Origin of the sequence: Pseudocolwellia agarivorans (assembly GCF_002000085.1) — a bacterium.
GTDB lineage: Bacteria > Pseudomonadota > Gammaproteobacteria > Enterobacterales > Alteromonadaceae > Pseudocolwellia > Pseudocolwellia agarivorans.
The window spans coordinates 1-22,874 of the sequence record NZ_MUZU01000006.1 but is presented as its reverse complement, the minus strand read 5'-3'; the positions used below and the strand labels follow the sequence as shown (position 1 = coordinate 22,874).

The window sequence follows — 22,874 nt, the reverse complement described above, 5'->3', positions numbered from 1 at the left end:
ATTATTCCTCTATACTAAAGTCAGACCATTTAGTGTCTTCATTACTGGCTGATACGGCGTTACTAATAAATGCCATACCTCGTATTGCTTCATGTATTCCGGGTACGTCAAAACTTTCGTTATCGCATACTTCACCTGCATTAAATGCAGTAATTTGACGAGTAAAGTTCATGTAAATATTCGCGAAAGCCTCTAAGTAACCTTCAGGGTGACCCGCTGGTGTACGTATCGCTTGTTGAGCTGCTGGACAAAGTTCACCTACACCTGTACGAATAAGTTGTGTGGGTTCAGTATTACTGCGTAACCATAAGCTATTAGGCTCTTGCTGAGACCAATCTATACTGGCATGTTCGCCATAAATACGTAGGCGTAAATTGTTTTCTTCACCTACGGCTATTTGGCTCGCCATTAATACACCTTTACAGCCATTATCAAATCGTAATAATACGGTGCCGTCATCATCGAGAGTTCTACCGTCAACGACTGAATTTAAATCTGAACAAAGTTGAGTGATTTGTAAACCTGATACATATTCAGCTAAATTAGCCGCATGTACACCGATATCGCCCATACAACAACTAATACCAGACTGCTTAGCATTTAAACGCCAACTGGCTTGTTTGCTACCTTCATCGTCTTTCGAAGCTAACCAACCTTGGCTGTATTCAACGACTATTTTACGTACCGCGCCTAGTTTACCTGTAGCAACTAAGTGACGGGCCTGTTTAACTAAAGGGTAACCATTATATGTGTGGGTTAAACCGTAAAGGCGACCTGTTTTTTCAACCACTTTACTTAACGATAAGGCTTCGGCTAAGTCGAGGGTGGCAGGTTTATCTGAAAGCACGTGGAAGCCATATTCCATCGCCATTTTAGCGATAGGGTAATGCAAGTGATTTGGGGTAACAATAGCAAAAAAGTCGACTTTTTCTTCTGCTGGACGTTGAGACTCTAGTTCAAACATTTGTTGGTAATTTGAATAACAGCGGTCTGCTGCAATATGTAAACTTAGCCCAGAAGATAAACTCTTTTCAGGGCTTGAACTAAATGCCCCACAAACGAGGTCTATTTTACCATCCATAAAAGCAGCAATTCGATGAACCGCGCCAATAAAAGCACCTTCACCGCCGCCAATCATACCCATTCGTATTTTTCTATTTGAACTATTTACCATTCCAACTCCAACGAGTAATGAATTAACATTTCTATTTATTACTATCAAAAAATGTTAAATGTAAAAAATTTAATTAAGTCTATTAAAATTATAGAAAATAGCGGTAGTATGAAATCGGTTTTTAATGTAATAATTTCGGCGTTTAGACTATCTTTGTAACTACTGTTAGTATGTGCAATTAGTGAATTCTATAGAAAATAATATGTCGTCAGAGCAACAATCTATAAAGCCCACAGAAAAACAGCAAATACTTCAAATGTTTAATTTGCTGCCAGATGTTTTGTTCTGGATAAAAGATATACATAGCCAAATAGAGTATGCAAATACTGTCTATTTAGAGCAAGTAGGTGTAAAAAATTTAGAACAAGCACTGGGAAAAACAGACTACGACTTTTTCCCTCCTCATATTGCTAAGCAATTTATTACTGACGATAAAAAAGTCATGGACGGAGAGCTTATTACCGATAGGGTTGAGCTTAACTCAGACCAAAAAGGCAATATCGCTTGGTTTTTAACCTCTAAACGCCCTATATTTGATGAGCAAGGTAATATCACTGGTTCGTACGGGATAACTCGTCATTTAGAAAAAAATTCGCAAGTTTTGTCTGATGTTCAAGCCATTAACGCTCCGGTTAATTTTATTAAAGAAAACTTTAAGTCTGATATAAAAATTCAGCAACTAGCTGACGTAGCACATTTATCGGTAAGCGCACTTGAGCGACGCTTCAAAAAATATTTGATGAAAACACCGAAACAATTTATTAATCAAACACGTTTAGAGCATGCAAGGCGGTTATTGGTAGAAACTCAATTGCCTATTTCGGAAGTGGCTTATCAATCAGGTTTTATCGAACACAGCTATTTTAGTAAACAATTTAGGCTGCTGTTTGATGAACAACCTTCAGAAGTAAGAAACCAAAATCAATCCATGAATATGAAGGTTTAAGGTTTATGATTCTTCAGAAATAAACCTTTTTTTCTCTTTAAGAGATTAATTAAAGATGATGGTCATATCTCTTCATAAAATTGTCATCATAAGTCGTTAGACTTCGCGCCTAATCTAATTATGAGTTCTTCGAACTAACGCTTTGTTTATGAAAACTTCATTATCATCTATCCCTTTACTTTCTCAAGCGTTACGTAAATATATACGTGGTCTTGTGCATCAAGAATGTGATGTAGACGATATATTGCACGATATTTACCTAAAAATGTCTGACTCTAAACATGCAATTGAATATCCTCAAGGGTATGAAAAACGTGTTGCTAAAAATGTTGTATTCGATATGCAGCAAGACGAATTTAATCAGTACGCAGACATATTTCTAAATTCTGAACGTGAAAACGGTGCTCAAGACGAAACAAGGTAAACCTAGCGAAGATTAAATTCCACTAAGGAATGGTATTTGCTTTAGGTTTGCACATGTCAATTTTTTGTTGAAAACCTATGATCAACAATATTAATTTATTTAACAGTTTATTTAATACTGGTTCAGCGATACCTTCTAATACAAGTGAAGTTGATGAAATCGTTGCTGCACATAAAGAAGACACTTCAGCTAGTGTTCAAAACACATCAAGTAATAGCTCAAACTTGTATTTAAGTTCACGGTCGCAAAAGATCAGCTCATTAAGCAATGAGTTTTTTGGACAAGGAGGCTTAAACTTTGATGACGTAGACTCATTAAAAGAGCGTGTTTATCAGCTAGGCTTAATTTCTAAAGAAGAATATGCCAATTTAACTCATACCGAATTGTCTGATGAAGAATTAGCAGCATCCAAAGACGTATCTAGCCAAAATATAGCCTCCTTTATTGGTAATTTTTTAGAACGTTTAGATGCGATCGATGTAAAAGCAGTGACAAATGCAGACAATGATGAAGAACCAGAAGAAGAAAGTGAAACACTTACCGCCTTAAAAAGTGCATTATCGCAGGCAAAAACAATTTTAATTGATGTAGAAGAAGCAAAAAAATCACCTGAATTTAAAGAGTCTTTAACGAGTTCACTTTCTTTATTAAAAGAGGTGATAAATACCAATGCTTTTGAAATTATGCCGCTTGATGACAAAGTAGGTTTAAGTAAATTTTATCAAGCGCTTGAGATAGTTGATAAAATATCACCACAACGATTAACTAACGATAAAGTTAATCGTTATATGCAAGTAGCGTTTGAGTGATTTACTCGGCATTTGTACTTTCTTCCCATTTAAATTGTTCTTCAATGGTTACGCCTTCAGCAAACATGTTAGGGTTAAAAGGAGTTATGGTAATATTGTTTTTTAATCGAGTTGGCCAATCAAAATTAGCCAAAGCTCCAGTGCCTAATGCCACTAAATCTGCATGTTTATCTTGAATAATACGGTTAGCTTCGTTCGGGTTATCTAAACCCCCATTCGCTATAATGGTTAACCCTGTAAGTTCTTTGGCTAATTTAGGTAAACTTTCGCCATTTCGAGTAAGGCATCCATGATTAAAGCCTTTTCCTTCACTTGCCATATGAATGTAATCGACACCCGCATTTTTTAAAGCAGTAAAAATAATCTCTCCGTCGTTGAGTCCGTTAGGCCAAGTGTAATTAAAGTCGTTTACTTTCCCTTGTGAAATACGAACACCAATAATAAAGTTTTTGGATACTACTTTTTTAATCGATGTAATAATTTCAACGGTTAAACGGCACCTGTTTTCTAAACTTCCGCCATATTTATCTTCTCGTTCATTGGTATAGTCAGTTAAAAACTGGTCAAGTAAATAACCATTGGCGGCATGAATTTCTATTCCATCAAAACCTGCTTTCTCTGCACGCATAGCTGCATTACAAAAGCCATTAATTACCTCATCAATTTCAGATAAATTCATCGCTTGCGGTAAAGGATAATGCCCTTGTTTTTTACTGTAACCTTCTAACATTAGTCTTGTCGGTTGAATAGACGATGGGCCGCGCGTATTCGATAAATGTTGAGACAAAGCTCCTGCATGCATTAGTTGCATTATAATTTTTCCACCAGCTGCATGAGTTGAATGAGTTATATTTTCCCAGCCTTTTTGCTGTTCATCATTTGTAATACCCGGTTGGTTCGGATACGACTGTGAAAACGATCGATCAGTGTATGTACCTTCCGTTATTATTAGCCCGAAACCACCTTTGGCATAACGTTGATAATATTTTTCCATTTGTTGGGTGGGTATGCCATCGCCCTTCGTACTAACGCGAGTCATGGGAGCAACAACGGTTTTGTTTTTAAGTGCTAGTTGTTTAATTGCTGTGTTTTCTAAAATTAATGTTTTGTTAAGCATTGACGTTAATCTCTGTGATTGATGAGTTTGATTAGCTTAACGTAATGGTTTCTTTTTTATAAGAATGCACATTTTTGTGCTATACATACATTTTGTATACTGTAATGAGGTAAATTATGCCTAAAATATTAAAAGATGCTTGTCCAACTGAAACTGCATTGGATCTTATTGGTGGTAAATGGAAAGGGATGATTTTGTTTTATCTATGTTCTGATACGCGCCGTTTTAATGAACTTATGCGTCTTATTCCTGATATAACGCAACGTATGTTAACGAAACAATTACGTGATTTAGAGGCAAATGGCATTGTGCATCGCGAAGTGTATCCTCAAGTTCCCCCAAAAGTAGAATACTCTTTAACAGACCTAGGTAATACGCTTGAACCTGTTGTTAGAGCATTAGAAAAATGGGGGGATAGATATTTGAGAGCGTTGTGAGTTCTGAATACAAAAGTTATTAATTTTAACATAAGAAACAATGTAGGTATTATTTGGATTTATCATCTTTTATTTATTTTAAATCAACCGATTGGAAATATATTATCTCGAATTAAGATTAATGTACTGAGTGTTATTGGTATATATGTCTTTATTTGGAGAAGAAGCTAATGTCACGTTTTTTTACAAAAAGTAACGTTGAAATCTTTGGTAAACTTTTAAGTTGATGAAAGCAAAGTGTTTTTTGTTATTGGCTTAATATTTGTTGCCATTAAATTAAAATGGTTGCAACCATTAGTTTAAAAATAAGTGTAAATCATAAAAGGTAACTAAAGGGGGAATATATGAAATTTTTAAAAGTCGTATTAATTTTATCTGTTACATCATTTGCGAATATGGCAAGTGCGGGATTAGTTTTTTATACATCAGATTCTTCAAGTAATTCGGTAAATTGGACTTCTGACGTATTAGCTGATGGGTATCAAATTAATAATAATGTAAACTTTGACTCACATGCACTTGGTTTACTAGATTCAGGTTTATATCTTGGTTCTGATGGCATATCAATTACCTCTACTGGATCTAATAATCAAACCATTAAAGATGGTGCTGGTGTTATTGATGGGAATACTACTGGTGCTATTCCTGGTGAAGGTGTTCATCAAAGTTCAAAATATTTAGAGATAAATAACACTGGCGTTTTAACATTAAGTTTTACAAGTGGAGCCTTTGCTGCAGGTATAGGTACATTTGATGTTTGGACAGGAGGTGACTTTACTATTTCAGTTTTTTCAGGGGTTAATGGTACTGGTTCACTTTTAGGTTCTTTATCTGGTGTTGCAGAAGGTTTAAACTTCCAAAACTTAGGTACGTTTTTCATGGGGGTTAAAACCGATGATGGCTCAAAATTTGGTTCTATAGCCTTTGACTTTAGTGCTGATGGTAATGATGATATAGGTTACGATGATATTCTATTTGCATCAAATTCACTTCAGGTTTCAGTCCCAGAGCCGTCAACACTTGTTATTTTTGCATTAGGTGTATTTGTTTTAACAACACGTAAATTACAAAAATAATGTCATTTACTTTTAAATAGTCGTTTTACACAAAGCACCAAACATCATTTTGGTGCTTTTTTTTAAATAAATTTTAGTATTCAAATGAAACTTGAGTAGCGCGAAGTATGCTACCGTTCAATATCCCTCAGCCACTGCTGTTCAAACAATGCCATTTGTTGATGCCTTTTACTAGCAATATGGTTTGTTCTATCTTGTTCTGTATGAAATGGGCCAATTCGACAGCCACTACAATAATGTTTACTTAGGTACTTGGGCATAGTTAGTTTGTTATCAAGCTCTGTAGCTATTAGGCGACTAAATACATGAGTAATACCTTGTGTGTCTTTCACGTGTTTATCTCGGTCAACATTTCTTATTTTATAGCCAGGAAAGTTTTCTATTTCAAAGGGCATATAGCCAAGGTAATTAATATCGGTATTTAGCGTTAATGCTTGCTCAATATTCCATTGTCTATAGGGCTTTACATCTTTTGACGTAATAAAAGCGAGTTGCGCGCCATTACTATCTAAAAACTCATTAAAACAATGTAATAAATACTGGCGAAGTAAACGACGATGTAAGGTATTCATACTCACGTTAACACACTGTTGCTGATAATCTTCAACGGAGTTGAATGCAGGAATTAGCGGAAATTGAAAAATAACCACATCAAATTGTTGTTTGTTTAGTTGTTCCCATGTTTGCTTGTTAGTTACATCAAAACCTGTAAGTACTTCGCATCCTTGAGCCTGTAATTGCTGAAAATGCTCTTCGCCGTATTTAGCTGTTAGCGAGGCATAGTCATCAAAAATAGTCGCTGTTAACGCTTTTGGACAATAATTTTTTAATAAAGAATAAGAAAACGATAAATCTCCGTCTCCTATGGTTAATATGCGCCAAGCTGGATTGATGTACATAGAGTATTAAGTTGTATAAAAACGTTACTGTAATGCTTATTGTAAGTGATAATCGAGTGCTGTTGCAGATAATTACGTTGAGTTATTTAAATTATCGTTATTATGTGGGGTTAAGTTGTTTTCTAAATAACGTGGAATGTTTTCTATTTCTATCGGTTTAGAGTAATAAAAACCTTGAAAGTAATGGACACCTAATAGCAATAAAGCTTGAGCTTGTTCTTTCGTTTCTACGCCTTCAGCAACCACTAAAAAGTTTAATGCTGATGCTATATGCATAACGGCAGATATAATTGCTTTACCATTGCTGTCTATTTTATTTACGAATGAGCGATCTATTTTTACTATGTTTACAGCTAAGTCTTGCATAGCTGATAGTGAAGAGTACCCGGTACCAAAGTCATCAATAGAAACTTTAATTCCCATCGCTTGGAGGGACTTAATTTGGTTTGATATAAGGGTTAAGTCTGAAGCGAAAACAGATTCGGTAATTTCAATATGTAATAACTTTGCCGGCAGAGAGCTCTTTAAAAGCGTGCTATGTACTATGCTTATAAAGTTTTCATCGTGTAGCTGTATAACCGAAACATTTACGCAAACAGCAATGTCTTGTTCGGTACTCCATTGCTTTGCTTGTTCGCAGGCCTTTTTTAAGACCCATGCACCAATCTCATGAATTAAACCGTATTGCTCTGCTATAGGAATAAAAGCTTCAGGAGGAATATCTTCATCTTCATACTTCCAGCGAATAAGTGCTTCAAAAGCAGATACTTTAAGACTTTTAGAAAATATTATAGGTTGGAATACCAGCCTTAATTGTTGGTTTTCGATAGCCTTTGTTAAACCATTTTTTAAATGTAATTCTTAGGCAAATAATTTTTCTATTTGCTGAGAAAATACACCTACAGTCGAACGCATTTGTTTTTTCTGATAATACATAGCCATATCAGCTAATTGGATCAAGCGTTCTTCTGTAGTAGCGTGATGTGGATATAGTGCTATGCCAATAGTTGCACCTACAGACAAAACGCTATTTTCAGTACTATGGGGCTCTGAAAGAAGAGTGATTAACTGTTTAGATTTTTCAATTGCGGTGGCTTCATCAGTGTTTGCAAATACAATTAAAAACTCATCGCCACCCCAGCGACATAAAAGTTGTTTATCTTGCGTAAATTGATTAAGACGTTCTGCTGTTTTTCTTAAAATAACATCGCCAGCTTTATGTCCTATTGAATCATTTATTTTTTTAAAACCATCTAAATCAATGAACAATAATGCAAAAGGTGTCGTAGAGTTTTCCGTAACAAATTTTAACTTCTCTAAAAAAGCTGTTCTATTAAATAAATGGGTAAGGGGATCAAGGTTTGAAAGCTCATAAATCTTTTGTGTACGGTGTTTAACCTTCTCTTCCATACTATGAATGAGTACCGAGTTCTCATTTTTTAAAAATAACGTATGGCTTGTAAAGTTGGCAGACTTTCTTGAAATAATAAACATCACTAAAGCGAAAGATAAGCCCAAAATACCTAGTAATTGAAGTGATGATTCTTGTGATAATAGTAAACCTATTGAACCTGGAGCAAGCAGCACGCAAGGATAAAACATAGCGGTAAATTTATGGCCAGCAAGAACAGTAGCAGAACCTCCAGCCATAGCGGCAATTGCAATAATAGTTGTTGTTAGCTGAACATCATTATGTTGTGTTGTGCAATAAACTAAATAAATTGCCCACATAATTGCCGTAATATTAGCGCCAATTGTAAAGTGAGTAATTGATTTTTGGCCATCAAACTCAGTGTTTTCTAATTTTATTTTCCACCATAAAACATCTAAAAACCTTAAAGTAAGCAATGTGAGCATTCCCCACCACCAGACTTTTTTAAGGGGATCAACCTGAGGGTAAGTAAACGCAAAAACAAGAAAAGTTGAGGTTAATAAGCTTACAAAAATACCCGCAACAGCATTGCCATACAATAATACGGCAGCATCTTGCTGCATGCGCTTGTTTAATTTTGAATTATTTTTAATTAACAAATGCAGATACTTTTGATTTAGATATTTATATAAGAATAGACTAAATATTAATAACCTGCTTTTATCGTAGCGATTGATTTTTAAATAAAACTAAATAAATATGATGTAGATAATACTGAATCGATAATCAATTTCAGGCTATTTTTTTATTGAGTTAATATCATTAAAAACCTGCGAAGTAGATACAGCATAATAAGTGGCAATTAAAACAATACGTTGTAATTCATGAGTAACGACTAACGCCTGCTCTTGAAAAATATCACCTATAGTCGGTATGAAAAGAGAGTAGTTGGTTTGATCTACGGCTTGTTGCTTACCTTCAATTTCTATTAAAGCCAATAAAGCGGTAAGTTCGTGAGTGGCTAACGGTGTTAAATTTTTATTGGTAAATAAATAAGCTTCAATAGGAGTTAGGTTTTGCTTATCACGTTGGCACAACCCATCACGTAAAGCGTTATTACTACCAAACAACATCATAGAGCGTAAATAATTAAAGGGCGGCTGACTGCGAGTAGAGAGCACTTTATTGTTCGTAAATAAGTAATGCAGAACATTACGCTGTTGCTGATCTGTTTTTTTAAAGTTATCGCTTATTTGTAACGCTGGCGTGAAAAAGTTTAACGTGCTGCTTGTTTTTATTTTGGTAATAAGCGAATTCGATAAACCTTTGGTTTCAATAAAGCCTGTCGCCAATTGCTGATAATAATCAAAATTAGCGTGTTTTATTTCCCCTTGTTGAAACATAAAAGCTAATTGTGTCGTGTTCTCGGTTTCACTCGAATCTACATAATGTTGAAGCAAGGCTTTAAGGTCGTTCTTTTGCAATAAGTTGATCAATGTTTGTAAGTGTTGTTGCATGGTTTACCTTGCTTATATTTTTGTTTGAGACGGTAAAGGTATATCAAAGAATGAGTATCTCAAATTGTCTGCTTGCCATTATATTTATTTGTAATGAGTATATTCAGAAATTCTAGACGAAAAAAACCTTAACATTATTGTTAAGGTTTCGTTTCTTCCTTTCGGAATGCCTGATGCCGACTGCTAGTGGTTAAACCGAGTTGGCGACCTACTGATTACAGGGTTCAATTTGGTATAAATTATTTTTGACTAGGTGTTTAATGTACCTTCGATTTATGTGCTAATCATCCAGTGCTTCTTGGAGTCGATAAAGTAGAGCTAACGCTTCATCTTCTGAAAGTGGGGCAGTGGCTTTAGTAAGAGCAGTTTCTATATCTACAATTGTTTGTCTACCTTGCAATGCTAAAGCTTCACCACTTGGCGTTAATCGGGCGAGTTGGCGGCGTCCGTGTTGTTCATCTTGCCTTCTGACAACATATCCAGCTTTTTCCAAACCTGCTAAAACTGATTGCATTGACTGAGGAGTGATAAATGCTGCGTTTGCGAGATCTGCATTTGTCATGTCTGGTTGAGCCATTAGCGCAGAAAGTACTGCATTTTGTGCCGTAGACAGGCCACAAGCTTTCAGTGTTTCGTCCATTCGACGGCGTAATCGGTGTTGGGTTCTTTTTAGGTTATAACCCAAAGACCTGTCAAGACTGTATTGCTTAATCATATCAGGTTCCTTATAATGTATCAGGTAGCTGATATTATAACTTACATTTGGAGAAAAGTATGGCGTATCTCACAGGTATAGACTTTGTTGGTATTCAGGCAGACGATCTGGAAGCCGCAAAAGACTTCTATCATGGCAAGCTTGGTCTGAATATTATTCAGGGACCTCCAGGAGCTGTGGTATTTGACAGTAAACCGGTGCCCTTTGCCGTTCGTAAACCTTTGTCTGATCTCTCAGACGCGAAAGATTTTCTTGGTGCTGGTGTTGCACTTTGGTTTTCTTGTGATGATGCTGATGCTCTGCATGTTGAGCTTATTGCTGATCAGGTAGAAATTGTTTTTTCTCCCAAAGATGGTCCATTTGGGCGATATTTTGCATTCCGCGATCCATTTGGTTACACAATCACAGTTCATACGGCAATGGATAATACGATTTAAAATGACTAATTATTGGATGGGAGTTGCTTGCGCACAACATGCGCTGGCAGGCCGTGATAATGGCTTTGCACAGCTTGGGCATGGCAAAAAATCTGCGGTGAGTGGTCTTAATAAAGGTGATTGGATTGTTTATTATTCACCACGAGAAAAGATTGACGGTGGTGATCCTGTACAGGCGTTTACAACAATTGGTCAAATAACTTCAGACAAACCGTATCAAGTAGATCAATCAATGGGATTTCATCCACACCGTGTTAACGTTGATTATCTACTTAATGTAACTCCTGCTTCTATTAGACCGCTGCTTGAAGAGCTGGAATTAACAAAAGGGCGGGGTGGAAGTTGGGGGATTGTTATGCGTGGCGCAAAGCGAAAATTAATTGAAGCAGACTTTAGAAAAATAGCCGCTAGAATGGGAGTGTCGGTATCGTTGTAAGGCTGATTTAGAATCTGTTGGACTGCATTATTTATGAAGTTATTTTCTTAAATTAAAGAATGATAATAAATGATGCTTCGATCCGGATTTGAATTAGGGATACAGGAGTTTAAAATTTCTTTCAAATTATCTTTGTTAATAATAACCTACAGCGATAAAACAATAATTTGAAAAGCTTTGTAAATATCAATAGTCTCTAGCGCCAAAAAACAAAGAATCTTCAATTTATACCCAGTAATACAAGCAATTAACTAGAACAAATAACAGTTGTTTTTTACCCCTATATCACTTATTTTAGCCAATATTATCATTTGCCCATTATTTGGGAGCTATATTTTTAAAGGGTTGAGTATGGGGTACTGGTATTTAGCGATAGCAATTGTCTCTGAAGTTATAGCGACGTTGGCACTTAAAGCGTCTGATGGTTTTGCTCATCCAATCTCAAGCACTATTTGTGTAATTGGTTATGCAGCTACCTTCTATTTCTTATCTTTAGTTCTTAAAACTATTCCTGTAGGTATTGCTTATGCCATTTGGGCTGGTATGGGAATTGTCTTAATTGCTTCAATAAGTGCAGTATTATATAAACAAGTACCTGATTTTCCAGCAATTATAGGTATGCTTTTAATTTTTTCTGGTGTTATCGTTATTAATATATTTTCAAAAACAGTGAGTCATTAAAAATATAACATATATGAGCACTATCTCTATTAATAGACAAAGTGTTTTTTAGTTGTTTAGCGAGCGCTAATGTGTCTGGCAATTTGCAATATCATCTACTTCGCGATATCGGTGAGTCATAAAAAAGGTTTACGGCAAACACATATAGAGGTTTTTGAGTGCGGAGCATATCGTTATCGTTAATTAACGATAACGATATAGAGCTTACAAGAAATGGACTAATTTACGGCTGTGAAACCCTAGTCAAAGTAATTAGGTAGTCAATATAAGACTGTCGCTCTTCTTTACCAAGCGCTTGTACACCTAAAGCTTCGTTTAACCATAGGCCATCTACTCCCATTCGTATGATGAGCGCTGTTTGTTTATCTAAACCGTCAAGTAGAAGTGCTGGTAACCATTTTTTTTGCATTTCGATATAAGGTTTCATTAGAGATGGGTTTAAGCCTGAACTTGCAACTAAAGCTGCCGCGCTAGTCACTTCTTCTGTAAGCGAGCCAGAAGCAGAAAAAGTCCCCAAAATGAATCCGCGTGCCCAAGAGCCCGGCTCGATATCATCTTTTGTATATTGCTCAATAAATTTTTCAAATGTAGTTAGAGAGTATTCCAACATCCCTTCAATGAGGGCATTTTTACTTGGAAAGTGGTAAAGCAGTCCTCCTTTACTAATCCCCGCTGTTTCAGCAACAAGCTGGAGTGTTAGTTTAGCCAATCCTTTCTCTTTAATGACGTTTTCAGCAGCTTTGATAATAGATACGTAAGTACTAGTCTTAGACAAGTTTAAATTCTCTTTGTGTTGGCTTGTGTGTTACAGGGAACTTTAGTAACAAGCCTAATGGTTAGTTAAATTGTAGCAAGGTAAGTAAAGGAGCAGCATTGATATAAATACTCTATATAAACCCAATTACTTAGGATCCCTCTCTTTCAGCAGCCCTAAATACTATACGAAATAGTTTCTCAATTACAGTTTTTTAGCACTTTTATCTTAGACTACTAAAGCTATAAAGCGAGTTGATTTAGTTAGAAAATCTTTATTATTTTTATAAACCCCGTCTATAAAACAAACAATAAACTTGTTCTTTAAAAACAAAAGGTAAATAGAGTATTGAATTATTTTTGACAAACTCAGATAGAGTCTAGACATAAGAATCTAGGTGTGCACAAGCGAAAGTAATTTACATGGTAAGTTTATTCTGTTAATAATATAAACCGTCCAGACGGTATAGTAGCTTATATAAAAAAACTGTTTTTGATGTAGATCAATAAAATCTAATTGTGAATGTTAATTTTTAAAGGCCGTTTGTAAATTCCATCTGGGCGTTGACTGAATTTATATTTTGAGTCTGAAGTTTATAAATATTTAACTGAAACTAGTCGAACATAAAACAAATATTAATATCGGCAAAGTTTTATTTATGATAATAATCGGGGAGTAACATGAAAATTAATTTTACTAAAAAAACATTACTTTGTTTATCAATCTCAAGCATTTTATATTCAGGTTTAGCGCAAGCCACTGCACTTGAAGTGATTGAAGTTACTGCGCAAAAACGCTCGCAAAGCATACAGGCAGTAGGTGTTTCAGTTACGGCACTTTCTGGTGACCAGATGGATGCGTTGGGGTTAGATAGTACACAAGAAATTACTCAACAAATTCCTGGCTTACAAATACAAAGTTTTAGTCCGGCCTTCACCGTTTTTAATTTACGTGGTATATCACAAAATAATTTTACTGATAACTTAGAAGCGCCAGTAGCTGCATACTTTGATGATGTATATGTTGGCAGTATGAATGCTATTGGTGGGCAAATGTATGACTTAGAGCGCACAGAAGTTTTACGTGGCCCTCAAGGTACTTTGTTTGGGCGAAATGCTACTGGTGGCTTAATTCATTTTGTTACTAAAAAAGCTAGTGATGAAGACTTTAATGGTTATATGAGTACTGAAATATCCGAGTTTGGTAGCTACAGTGTTGACGGTGCAGTTGGTGGAGCATTGAGTGATTCTGTTAGGGGGCGTATAGCGGGCCGCTGGGAAACATCAGATGGATATTTACAAGCAGGCTCTATTCCTGCTGGTACATTGGGACCAAATAGTCCAGAAATTAACGCGGTTAGTGATTCTATGGGAGCTGATGCTTATTCTTTAAGAGGCAATTTACAAATTGATGCCACTAATGATACCACCATATCGCTAACGGCTTCGTACTCAAAAGATAACGATGTTCCAGTGGGGGCTTATGTCGTTTATTTAACTGGCTTAGATGAAAATGGCCTAGGTGGTGAAATTGATGCAAGTAACCCGCTTACTGGTGATGTTTTTAAGCACGCTGGTTCAGATAAATCGGTTGCTGGAATTGATACGGGGTTAGATCGAGAAATGACTAGTGTCACTGCAACAATTGATACTATATTTTCTAATGACTTAGAGCTGTCATCTATCACTAATTGGTTAGATATGGATAAGTCAAACAGAGAAGATTCAGGTGGTGGTGTTGTTCCCTTTGCCTTTTATACTGATGCTCAATATCAACAAGTATCACAAGAGTTAAGGTTATCGGATACGAATGATGATTTTCGTTGGCAATTAGGTATGTATTTTCTGAAGATAGACTTAGAAGCACAAAGTGCTACAGACAGTAATGCAGTTACTAATGGTAATGGTGGGCCAGCAGGTGCTTATTTTGAAGGTGCTAGCAAATTAAATTCAACCAATTGGTCTATTTTTGGTCAAGCTGAATATGATTTAAATGACTCGCTTACTGTTATTGCAGGATATCGCTGGTCTGAAGACGATAAGGATTTTGAGTTTGTTAACCGTGCTCGAGCGGGCGCTTTAAATCTACCAGATGGTACTGTTCTTTTTGATTTAGATAATGAAGCAGTAGGAGAGTATGCAGGTGTTCCTGAAATTGATTACGGTGATTATGCTGCGCGTTTACAGTTAAATTGGCAGTTAGATGATACATTGGTCTTTTTGTCTTATAACCGCGGGATTAAAGGAGGTAACTGGTCACCTAACTCTAATGTTAAAATTGAAAATTTCAAGCATAAGGCTGAAACTTTACATTCGTATGAACTTGGCATTAAAACGTCATTTTGGGATGATGATGCTCGTTTAAATGCAACCGCCTTTTATTATGATTATGAAGACTACCAGACTTTTTCATTAGTAAGCTTTGTACCTCAAATTTCTAATTCTGACGCAACAAGTATTGGTGGGGAAATTGAATTGACACTAACACCAACGGATAACTGGGATATTTTACTTGGTCTTTCTGTTATTGATTCGGAAGTTGATGAAGTTTTAGGTGCAATACCCGGTAGTATTGTAGAAGGAGCAGAGTTTCCAAATGCTCCTAGATACAGTGCCAACTACCTATTTCGTTACTACTGGGAAGCATTAGAGGGAGAGTTCTCAGTCCAACTTGATGGTGTTTATAATGATAAACAGTATATAGAAGGGCACAACTCTGCTTCTTCTTTACAAGAAGCTTATGGTCGAGCAAATGCCAGTATTAATTATAACGCTAAGGAAGGAGATTGGGGTGTTCGTTTATGGATTAAAAATATAACTAATGCTGAAAATGCAGTTTATAGCTTAGATGTTGGCGGATTTGTTGTACGTCAGTATGAATCACCTCGTTGGGTCGGCATTACTGCTTCATATAATTGGTAGTGCTAACAATGCTCTATTTTTAGTATAGGGCGATGATACTTTATTTACTGCTCATGTTTGATATAAGCAAGCATGAGCAGTTTAATATGTAATCTTCCCCAATAAAACGACCACATTTATTTTTACGCTGTTAGCGCTTCATATTCCATTGATGAACAGTATTTATACTTGAATACATACTCCTCGTATTTATTGGTAGCTATATTAAACAACTGTTTAAAGTAAACCGTTGATGTATTGCAATTTACCATGATGCATGTGTATCAATAATGTTTCCTTCTGTAAAAGCGCCTCCAATTAAATGCAAATCGATATTAGCATTACTTTCCTTGGCATTTTTTTCTTGGTGTCGCTGTTCTTTTTTTATTTGGTCATGAATAGATTTACCACTTGTAATATTCAACATTGTATAAGTTATAGTGATCTAGCGCTAAATACATTTTAATGCGGCACTGTACTTGGTGGTGGATTTTGACGATATTACCATCAAAAAATTGTCACGCCATACTTGGTTTTGTATTGAGTAGCTTAGTAACTTTATTAAAGCTCCTTTTTAGATTAATACCTATAAACAGCACTACAATCCATAAGTAATCAGGTACATCACACTCAGGGTAATCCTAGAAGATATCTTTAAACATTTTCCTGTGTTCATGTTTGTTATAAATCCGACCTGTATGATGAATAAGCAATAATAACTTTCACCCGCAGAGCATCTATAAATGTTATTCCTGGCATGATAGCTATGTTTTTTGTGAAATTAATTACACCGTTTTACCATGCCTTTTAAAAAACTAATGCATCAAATCTTTATCTGAAAAGGTAGCTGATTAGCTTATTGAATCACTTTTGTCTTTGAAAAAAATTATCGATAGATACTGATTGAGATTAGTTTTAGGCATCTAGGAGTGCCAAAGCGAAAGTAGTTTACATAGTCAGTTTATTCTGTATATAATGTAAACCGTCCAGACGGTACAGTATATTCGTATGAAGAAAATAATCTTTGATGTAAATCAAGATAATCTCACTATGAATGTTAACTTGAAAATATCGTTTATAAATTCTATCTGGGCGTCGACTGAACTTATTAACAAAATAGAAGAGTGATTTATATGAATTTAAAGCAGCAAAGCGAACTCCCTGTGCATCGAGTTACAGAGGACCCGAATAATAGCTACTGTCTTCCAAAGGAGTACTACACCACTCAAAGCGTTTTCGATGCAGAGATCGAGAAAATTTTCTTCAAGTCATGGGTATATGCTGGCCACATTAGCAAACTTTCAAAACGTGGAGACTACATCACTGTTGATGTACACGATCAAAGCATCATCATTATTAAGGAAAATGCGAATTCAATTAGCGCTTATTACAATGTATGCCAACATCGTGCACATACGCTTCTAGAAGGAGAGGGACGTGCACTTGCTATTACTTGTCCTGCACATAGTTGGTCTTACGGGCTGAATGGCCAACTAAGATCGGGACCTGGTTTGAACGAGCTGGCCAATTTTTCTACTTCTTCAGTTTGTCTTACATCAGTGAGAGTTGAAGAATTCTGTGGGTTGGTGTTTGTAAACTTAGATAACGACGCTGAACCACTCGCAGGGCAAGTTGATGGTTTAAAAGAGAAAATTCTCTCTTATGTACCACATCCAGAAGAACTTGTTCTAGCTCACCGTGCCACTCGAGAAGTTAAAGCTAATTGGAAGTGCATGATGGATAACTACTTAGAGTGTTATCACTGCAAATCTACACATAAAAGATTTTGTGAACTTGTTGATATGGAGGGTTATAGCACTACGCCATATGACAACTGGTCTTGGCATCAAGGTCCAGGGTTTCCCGATCCGAATTCAAATGAAGCTGAGCAAACGGTAAATGAAAGTTTTGCAGGAGCTCAATTATGGCCAAACATGACTATAAACTTTTTCCCTGGTCGTGATAATGAACTCATGTTGTTTATCGCTATACCTATTGATACTGAAACATGCCTCGATATTTTTGAGTTTTATATGCCTTCAGCTGAGATAACGGAAGAAACGCGTGCTGAAATTGACTGGGTGGTAAATGTTCTAACTGAAGAAGATATTGGACTTGTTGAAAACGTTCAGCGTGGACTTAAGTCCAAAGGTTTTAAGGATGGACGATTTGTTGTAAACCCACAGCGCAGCTATTTGAGTGAACATGCCGTACACCATTTTCATCGTAAAATCCTTGCAGTATTAGAGGCTGAATAAATAAGTACGTACGAGAGACATCCACATCTCGCATTAGTATTTAAGAGTTTATTATGAAATGTATTACCGTCAATTGGATAGTTGTGAAACAGAACTAGTCCGAAGATTTGAATTTAAGAGTTTACTATGAAAAACGTTATCGTAAATCGAATAATCGATGAAACAGATCTAATTCGAACATTTGAATTTAAAAATGTAAATGGTGAAAAATTTGCTTCTTATGAGGCTGGTTCTCATATCGATGTGGAAACACCTTCGGGGGAAATTCGCCAGTATTCACTGTGTGGTGATCCACAAACTAATGAGTTTTTATCTATTGCAATTAAAAAAGAAGATGCATCTAGAGGTGGATCCAAATCAATGCATGAGAATGTAGAGGTAGGTGATTTCATCAAGATTAGTGATGCTCGTTGTCATTTTAAGTTATCTAATGATGCTGACCACCATATTCTTATCGGGGCAGGTATAGGAATAACTCCGTTATTAAGTATGGCATACCAGTGTGTGATGGAAAAAAAACCTTATCAGCTTCATTATTTTACCAGATCAAAAGCTCAAGCTGCATTTGTTGAACTACTGTCACAGCCCCCCTTTAAAGATTACTTTTTTCTCCATTTGGTTGCTAATAGAGGTGAAATTCACTCACCTTTAGAAGCTATATTGAAGGGAGTTGATTCAGGCACTAATGTGTATACCTGTGGACCTAGCTCTTTTATGGATACGGTAGTTGAGCTGGGGAGTCAGTATATTCCAGAAAGACAAATTCACTTAGAAGCTTTTCAAGCAAAAAAAATAAACGATCAAGTTAATTATCCATTTCGTGTGAGATTAGCCAGTACAGACACCACTTGTGAAGTAGCCGAAGATGAAACCCTAATTAATGCATTAGAAAAACTAGGCATTGATATACCAACATCATGTTGTGAAGGTGTATGTGGCACTTGTTTAATTCCAGTTATTTCCGGCGATATTGATCATAGAGATTCATTTCTTACAAAAGAAGAAATAGAAGATGGTGACATGATGTGTGCATGTGTTTCGAGAACTGAAAAAGGAGGGGAGTTAATTATTGATATGTAAAAGCCAGTGATACTGAGTAAGTAAATAATAATATTTTAGCTGTCTAGTAAATATATTCCCTATAAAAAACAATAATAAAGGTGTATTAATGAGCATGGGTAAAACAACAAAAGTGTCATCTAAACTGGGTTTTTTCTCGTTATTCTCAGTGGCAATAGGACTGATTATAGCGCAATCCGGGTTTGTACCATTATTACAAACTGCAGCGATAAGCGAGTCAGGATTTATTATTGCTCTAGGCTGCGCTTATCTCCTAGCGTTAACATATGTTATGAGTTTCTCAGAACTCGCTCTAATGTTCCCCAGAGCTGGGGGGCTCGCTACTTACACTGAAGCTGCAATAGGAAACCTTCCCGCTATAGTTGCTGTTTTCTCGGCATATGTCATTCCTCCAATGCTAGGAATTGGAGCGGAGATCTTTCTGTTAGATACTCTAATGAATGAATTATACCCAGGAGCTTTCTCACCGCTATTTTTGGGCTACATGACTTTAGCCACCTTTGCGATTATGAACTGCTTCGGAATAGATATGTTCGCTAGATTACAGAGTTTGATCGTAATCGTAATGATACTTGCAATTTCATTTCTTGCATATTCTGCATTAACAACTACAACACCTGTAGAAGGCTCATTAAATATTACTGACTTTTCTAATTTCAATCCTATGGGGCTAGGAGTCTTCTCTGTGATTGCTCTATCTATTTGGTGCATGGTAGGTGCTGAATTTGTATGCCCTTTAGTTGAAGAAGCTGAAAAACCTAATCGTGATATACCTAAATCAATGCTGATTGGATTATCATTCATTTTTGTACTCTATTTAATATTAGGGTACAGCGCTTTACACGTATTACCTGCTCAGCAAATACTAGAATCTACAGCTCCGCATGCATTATTAGCTAAAACAGTATTCGGAGAAGGAAGTAGTGCACTGATTGCAGCTATTGCCATTACAGCATGCGCAAGTAGCGTAAATGCTGTAATGGCGTCAATACCTCATATGCTTTATGGCATGGCGAAAAACCGTCAGGTGTTTCCTCAGTTTAAAAAATTAAATAAATATGGCGCCCCTTGGGTGGGAATTTTATTCTTAAGCCTATCAATTTCAGTACCTCTGGCATTCATGCAGAGTGAAATTGACAGTATCATGCTCCTATTAATAGCCGCTTCTGTATCTTGGTTTATTGCATACATCATCGCTCACATTAATGTAATCGTTTTACGTTGTAGAAAACCAGAAATATCGCGTCCTTTCAAAACACCATTTTACCCATTGCCTCAGGTTTTAGGGATTGTAGGTTTTGCTTATATAGCCATAAATTGCTCACCTACTCCTGAAATGTCATTACAAGTTTATAGTATTACTGGAACATTATTGCTTTTAATAACTGTAATAGGTGCGCTCTGGGTTAAGTTTCACATGAAGGAAGAATTCTTTAAGCCAGTTTCAGTTCCAACTACGAGCTCATCGGTTTCACATGATTAACGCATTAAATAAATTGGATCTTGCAATACAAAAAAACACTTATAGGCATTTAGTTTAATTTGAAAATTAATTGAGAAAATGAAACATAACAACAGATACGAATAAATTAAAAAATAGAAGTACTAACACCATACAAAATAGTTGTTCTTTCTGCTGTGTTGATAGTTTTAGTAACAAACTCTGAACATGCTGGGTTCTATTAGTATTTTTATCATTGTAATAGTACTAGATTACATTGTAATACGATGATTAATATATGTTTTGTGTAAGTGTTGTGCGGATGTTTGAAAAAAAATTTAAATAATAACTACAGAATGTTAATAGTAAATAAAGGGGAAAATAATGCGAATTAGATGGCTAAATAGATGTACTGATTTAATTGTAACCATAACAATAGCAATGAGTGGCTTTTACTTAGCCCTTATGAATAACGCCTATGCACATCAAGAACCAAAACAGCCTAATGTATTGCTAATAGTTGCAGATGATTTAGGTTTTAATGATCTTGGTTTTTTCGGTAGTGAAATCTCCACACCTAATCTAGATTCTTTGGCAAAACAAGGAGTTGTCTTAACTCATTTTTATACAGCCCCAACTTGCTCTCCAACGCGTGCGATGTTGTTGTCGGGTACAGATAATCATATTGCTGGTATGGGCGTAATGGAAGAAGGTTTTCCGCCTGAATTTGAAGGTAAGCCGGGTTATGAAGGCTATTTGAATTTTAGTGTAGCTGCGTTACCTGAATTATTTAAGGATGCCGGTTATCGTACTTACATGACAGGAAAGTGGCATTTAGGTCAAGAAGAGAGTAATGGTCCTACTGCTCGTGGATTTGAAAAATCCTATGCTCTAATGGATGCTGGTGCGGGGGCGTTTAATAATAAATTGCGCTTATTTGGTGACGGTGAAGCAAATTATCGTGAAGGCAAAACGAAAATAGAAAAATTGCCAAAAGATTTTTACAGCACTAAATTTTATACCGAGACCATGATTAATTATATTGATAATGAACGTGATACTGGCAAGCCTTTCTTTGCTTATTTAGCCTACACAGCGCCTCACTGGCCGTTGCAAGCACCACGTGCCTCAATTGAAAAATATCGCGGTAAATATGATCAAGGTTATGATGTTTTAACTGAGCAACGCATTAAAAACCTACAAGCTTTGGGGTTTATCAGTAAAGACGTTCCCGTTTATCCACAGCTACTTGGTGAGAAACCTTGGAGAGAGTTAGACCCTGAAGAGCAACGTCGTCAAGCAAGAACGATGGAAATCTATGCGGCTATGGTAGATGATCTTGATCAGTATATTGGTAAGGTTGTGACCTATTTAAAAGAAAGTAAGCAATACGATAATACAGTTATTGTTTTTATGTCAGATAACGGCCCAGAAGGTAATGATATTTCGGCATATTTTCCATGGATGCCCGAGTGGTTAGAGAAATGCTGTAATAATGAATTTGATAACCTTGGTAATGCTGACTCGTATACATGGCTAGGTCCTAACTGGGCAAGAGCAAGTAGCGCACCATTACGTATGTTTAAAGGTTATACATCTGAAGGCGGTTTACGGACACCAGCATTTTTTCATTATCCGAAGAAGTTTAATGCTCAAACGAATAATAAAAGTTTTGTCAGCGTAAAAGACGTGATGCCAACCTTATTGGAATTAGCCAATATTAAACATCCAGGTGCAGGTAACTACAAAGGTAGAAAAGTTGTAGCAATGCAAGGAGATTCCTTAGTACCCATGCTAATAAACGGTAATAAAAGTATTGATCGAAAACTGAATTACACTGGTTGGGAACTCTATGATTACAGAGCGTTACGCTCAGGTGATTGGAAAATTTATTATTCACCAATAGCTGCCGCAGAGCCTTTAGTAAAAGTGAAGAAATGGCAGTTATTTAACTTAGCAGATGATCCAACAGAAATGATGGATCTAGCAGATAAACATCCTAAAAAATTGGCAGAAATGCTTGAGCTTTGGGGTACCTATGTGAAAGAAAATGGTGTTATTGAACCGATTGATTAACAAGTTACAACTAAAGGCAGCATAGACGGTTATACGTAAGAGTTAATTTTGTATAACCATACCTTTTGCCCTAGAGCGTGTTAGGAAAGCAATTAATGCGTCTGCAGAAATGGTTTAATCCTCTGTCTTTAGACTGTGGTTGTTTAGTTTTAGAGTGGTATTTTTAAATGTTCAGTAGGAGAGCTTTAATTGCTCTCCTTGTTAACGATAAAGGGGAATTCAATGCTAAATTTTAATATGACTATTAATGGTCAATCAGTAACATCATCAAATTTATTGAGTGTTATTAATCCAGCAACAGAAGAGGTTTTTGCAACCTGTGCTA

At 36.1% G+C, this 22,874-nt stretch carries 22 protein-coding genes; 13 read left to right on the top strand and 9 right to left on the bottom strand.

The window, feature by feature from the left end:
- Position 1: 1 nt before the first annotated feature.
- Positions 2–1,174 (bottom strand): Gfo/Idh/MocA family protein, encoded by a 1,173-nt coding sequence (locus B0X80_RS10700; protein ID WP_245825438.1) that lies wholly within the window; start codon positions 1,172–1,174, stop codon positions 2–4.
- 202 nt (positions 1,175–1,376) lie between these two features.
- Here B0X80_RS10700 and B0X80_RS10695 point away from each other — a divergent pair, with 202 nt between their 5' ends.
- The 3 genes from B0X80_RS10695 to B0X80_RS10685 all read left to right on the top strand — a co-directional run bounded on the left by B0X80_RS10695 (position 1,377) and on the right by B0X80_RS10685 (position 3,353).
- Positions 1,377–2,120: an AraC family transcriptional regulator gene (locus B0X80_RS10695; RefSeq protein WP_077340181.1), complete on the top strand. Its 744-nt coding sequence runs from the start codon at positions 1,377–1,379 to the stop codon at positions 2,118–2,120.
- A gap of 148 nt (positions 2,121–2,268) precedes the next feature.
- Positions 2,269–2,544 (top strand): hypothetical protein, encoded by a 276-nt coding sequence (locus B0X80_RS10690; RefSeq protein WP_076420378.1) that lies wholly within the window; start codon positions 2,269–2,271, stop codon positions 2,542–2,544.
- A 77-nt stretch (positions 2,545–2,621) separates the two neighbouring features.
- On the top strand, positions 2,622–3,353 hold the full coding sequence (locus B0X80_RS10685; RefSeq protein ID WP_077340179.1) for a hypothetical protein: 732 nt from the start codon (positions 2,622–2,624) through the stop codon (positions 3,351–3,353).
- A 1-nt stretch (position 3,354) separates the two neighbouring features.
- Here the strand turns inward: B0X80_RS10685 and B0X80_RS10680 are convergent, their stop codons facing one another.
- Complete coding sequence (locus tag B0X80_RS10680; RefSeq protein WP_077340177.1) at positions 3,355–4,470, bottom strand: oxidoreductase; 1,116 nt, start codon at positions 4,468–4,470, stop codon at positions 3,355–3,357.
- A 116-nt stretch (positions 4,471–4,586) separates the two neighbouring features.
- Between B0X80_RS10680 and B0X80_RS10675 the strand changes: the two genes are divergently transcribed.
- Positions 4,587–4,907: a winged helix-turn-helix transcriptional regulator gene (locus tag B0X80_RS10675; protein ID WP_077340174.1), complete on the top strand. Its 321-nt coding sequence runs from the start codon at positions 4,587–4,589 to the stop codon at positions 4,905–4,907.
- 344 nt (positions 4,908–5,251) lie between these two features.
- On the top strand, positions 5,252–5,983 hold the full coding sequence (locus tag B0X80_RS10670) for a PEP-CTERM sorting domain-containing protein (RefSeq protein WP_077340172.1): 732 nt from the start codon (positions 5,252–5,254) through the stop codon (positions 5,981–5,983).
- Positions 5,984–6,093: 110 nt separating this feature from the next.
- On the opposite strand, the gene B0X80_RS10665 is transcribed toward B0X80_RS10670, so the two are convergent.
- The 5 genes from B0X80_RS10665 to B0X80_RS10650 form a co-directional block, all read right to left on the bottom strand.
- Positions 6,094–6,882: a class I SAM-dependent methyltransferase gene (locus B0X80_RS10665; RefSeq protein ID WP_077340170.1), complete on the bottom strand. Its 789-nt coding sequence runs from the start codon at positions 6,880–6,882 to the stop codon at positions 6,094–6,096.
- Between the two features lie 72 nt (positions 6,883–6,954).
- Positions 6,955–7,710: a putative bifunctional diguanylate cyclase/phosphodiesterase gene (locus B0X80_RS20585; RefSeq protein WP_281253011.1), complete on the bottom strand. Its 756-nt coding sequence runs from the start codon at positions 7,708–7,710 to the stop codon at positions 6,955–6,957.
- Positions 7,711–7,743: 33 nt separating this feature from the next.
- Positions 7,744–8,913 (bottom strand): GGDEF domain-containing protein, encoded by a 1,170-nt coding sequence (locus B0X80_RS20580; RefSeq protein ID WP_245825437.1) that lies wholly within the window; start codon positions 8,911–8,913, stop codon positions 7,744–7,746.
- 138 nt (positions 8,914–9,051) lie between these two features.
- The gene (locus tag B0X80_RS10655) at positions 9,052–9,771 is read right to left on the bottom strand and encodes a hypothetical protein (protein WP_077340168.1); all 720 of its coding nucleotides are present in this window, start codon (positions 9,769–9,771) and stop codon (positions 9,052–9,054) included.
- Between the two features lie 280 nt (positions 9,772–10,051).
- The gene (locus B0X80_RS10650; RefSeq protein ID WP_077340166.1) at positions 10,052–10,486 is read right to left on the bottom strand and encodes a MarR family winged helix-turn-helix transcriptional regulator; all 435 of its coding nucleotides are present in this window, start codon (positions 10,484–10,486) and stop codon (positions 10,052–10,054) included.
- A gap of 59 nt (positions 10,487–10,545) precedes the next feature.
- On the opposite strand from B0X80_RS10650, the gene B0X80_RS10645 reads away from it, so the two are divergent.
- From B0X80_RS10645 to B0X80_RS10635, 3 genes are all read left to right on the top strand, one after another.
- Entirely contained in the window at positions 10,546–10,923 is a 378-nt protein-coding gene (locus tag B0X80_RS10645) for a VOC family protein (protein WP_077340164.1), read from the top strand.
- A 1-nt stretch (position 10,924) separates the two neighbouring features.
- A complete protein-coding gene (locus B0X80_RS10640) occupies positions 10,925–11,359 on the top strand; it encodes an EVE domain-containing protein (protein WP_175623926.1) in 435 nt (144 codons plus the stop codon).
- Positions 11,360–11,710: 351 nt separating this feature from the next.
- Positions 11,711–12,040 carry a DMT family transporter gene (locus tag B0X80_RS10635; protein WP_077340160.1) on the top strand — a complete coding sequence of 110 codons (330 nt, stop codon included), beginning with the start codon at positions 11,711–11,713 and terminating at the stop codon, positions 12,038–12,040.
- 223 nt (positions 12,041–12,263) lie between these two features.
- Here B0X80_RS10635 and B0X80_RS10630 read toward each other — a convergent pair whose 3' ends face one another.
- Positions 12,264–12,815, bottom strand: coding sequence for a TetR/AcrR family transcriptional regulator (locus B0X80_RS10630; protein WP_077340158.1), 552 nt, complete (start codon positions 12,813–12,815; stop codon positions 12,264–12,266).
- 659 nt (positions 12,816–13,474) lie between these two features.
- Here B0X80_RS10630 and B0X80_RS10625 point away from each other — a divergent pair.
- Positions 13,475–15,715 carry a TonB-dependent receptor gene (locus tag B0X80_RS10625; RefSeq protein ID WP_077340156.1) on the top strand — a complete coding sequence of 747 codons (2,241 nt, stop codon included), beginning with the start codon at positions 13,475–13,477 and terminating at the stop codon, positions 15,713–15,715.
- Positions 15,716–15,959: 244 nt separating this feature from the next.
- Here B0X80_RS10625 and B0X80_RS20445 read toward each other — a convergent pair whose 3' ends face one another.
- Entirely contained in the window at positions 15,960–16,121 is a 162-nt protein-coding gene (locus tag B0X80_RS20445) for a hypothetical protein (protein WP_175623925.1), read from the bottom strand.
- 706 nt (positions 16,122–16,827) lie between these two features.
- On the opposite strand from B0X80_RS20445, the gene B0X80_RS10620 reads away from it, so the two are divergent.
- From B0X80_RS10620 to B0X80_RS10605, 4 genes are all read left to right on the top strand, one after another.
- Complete coding sequence (locus B0X80_RS10620; protein ID WP_077340154.1) at positions 16,828–17,952, top strand: aromatic ring-hydroxylating oxygenase subunit alpha; 1,125 nt, start codon at positions 16,828–16,830, stop codon at positions 17,950–17,952.
- Positions 17,953–18,195: 243 nt separating this feature from the next.
- The gene (locus tag B0X80_RS10615; protein ID WP_245825435.1) at positions 18,196–19,032 is read left to right on the top strand and encodes a PDR/VanB family oxidoreductase; all 837 of its coding nucleotides are present in this window, start codon (positions 18,196–18,198) and stop codon (positions 19,030–19,032) included.
- An 88-nt stretch (positions 19,033–19,120) separates the two neighbouring features.
- Entirely contained in the window at positions 19,121–20,515 is a 1,395-nt protein-coding gene (locus B0X80_RS10610) for an amino acid permease (RefSeq protein WP_077340150.1), read from the top strand.
- Between the two features lie 342 nt (positions 20,516–20,857).
- On the top strand, positions 20,858–22,549 hold the full coding sequence (locus B0X80_RS10605; protein ID WP_217697144.1) for an arylsulfatase: 1,692 nt from the start codon (positions 20,858–20,860) through the stop codon (positions 22,547–22,549).
- Positions 22,550–22,874: the final 325 nt, after the last annotated feature.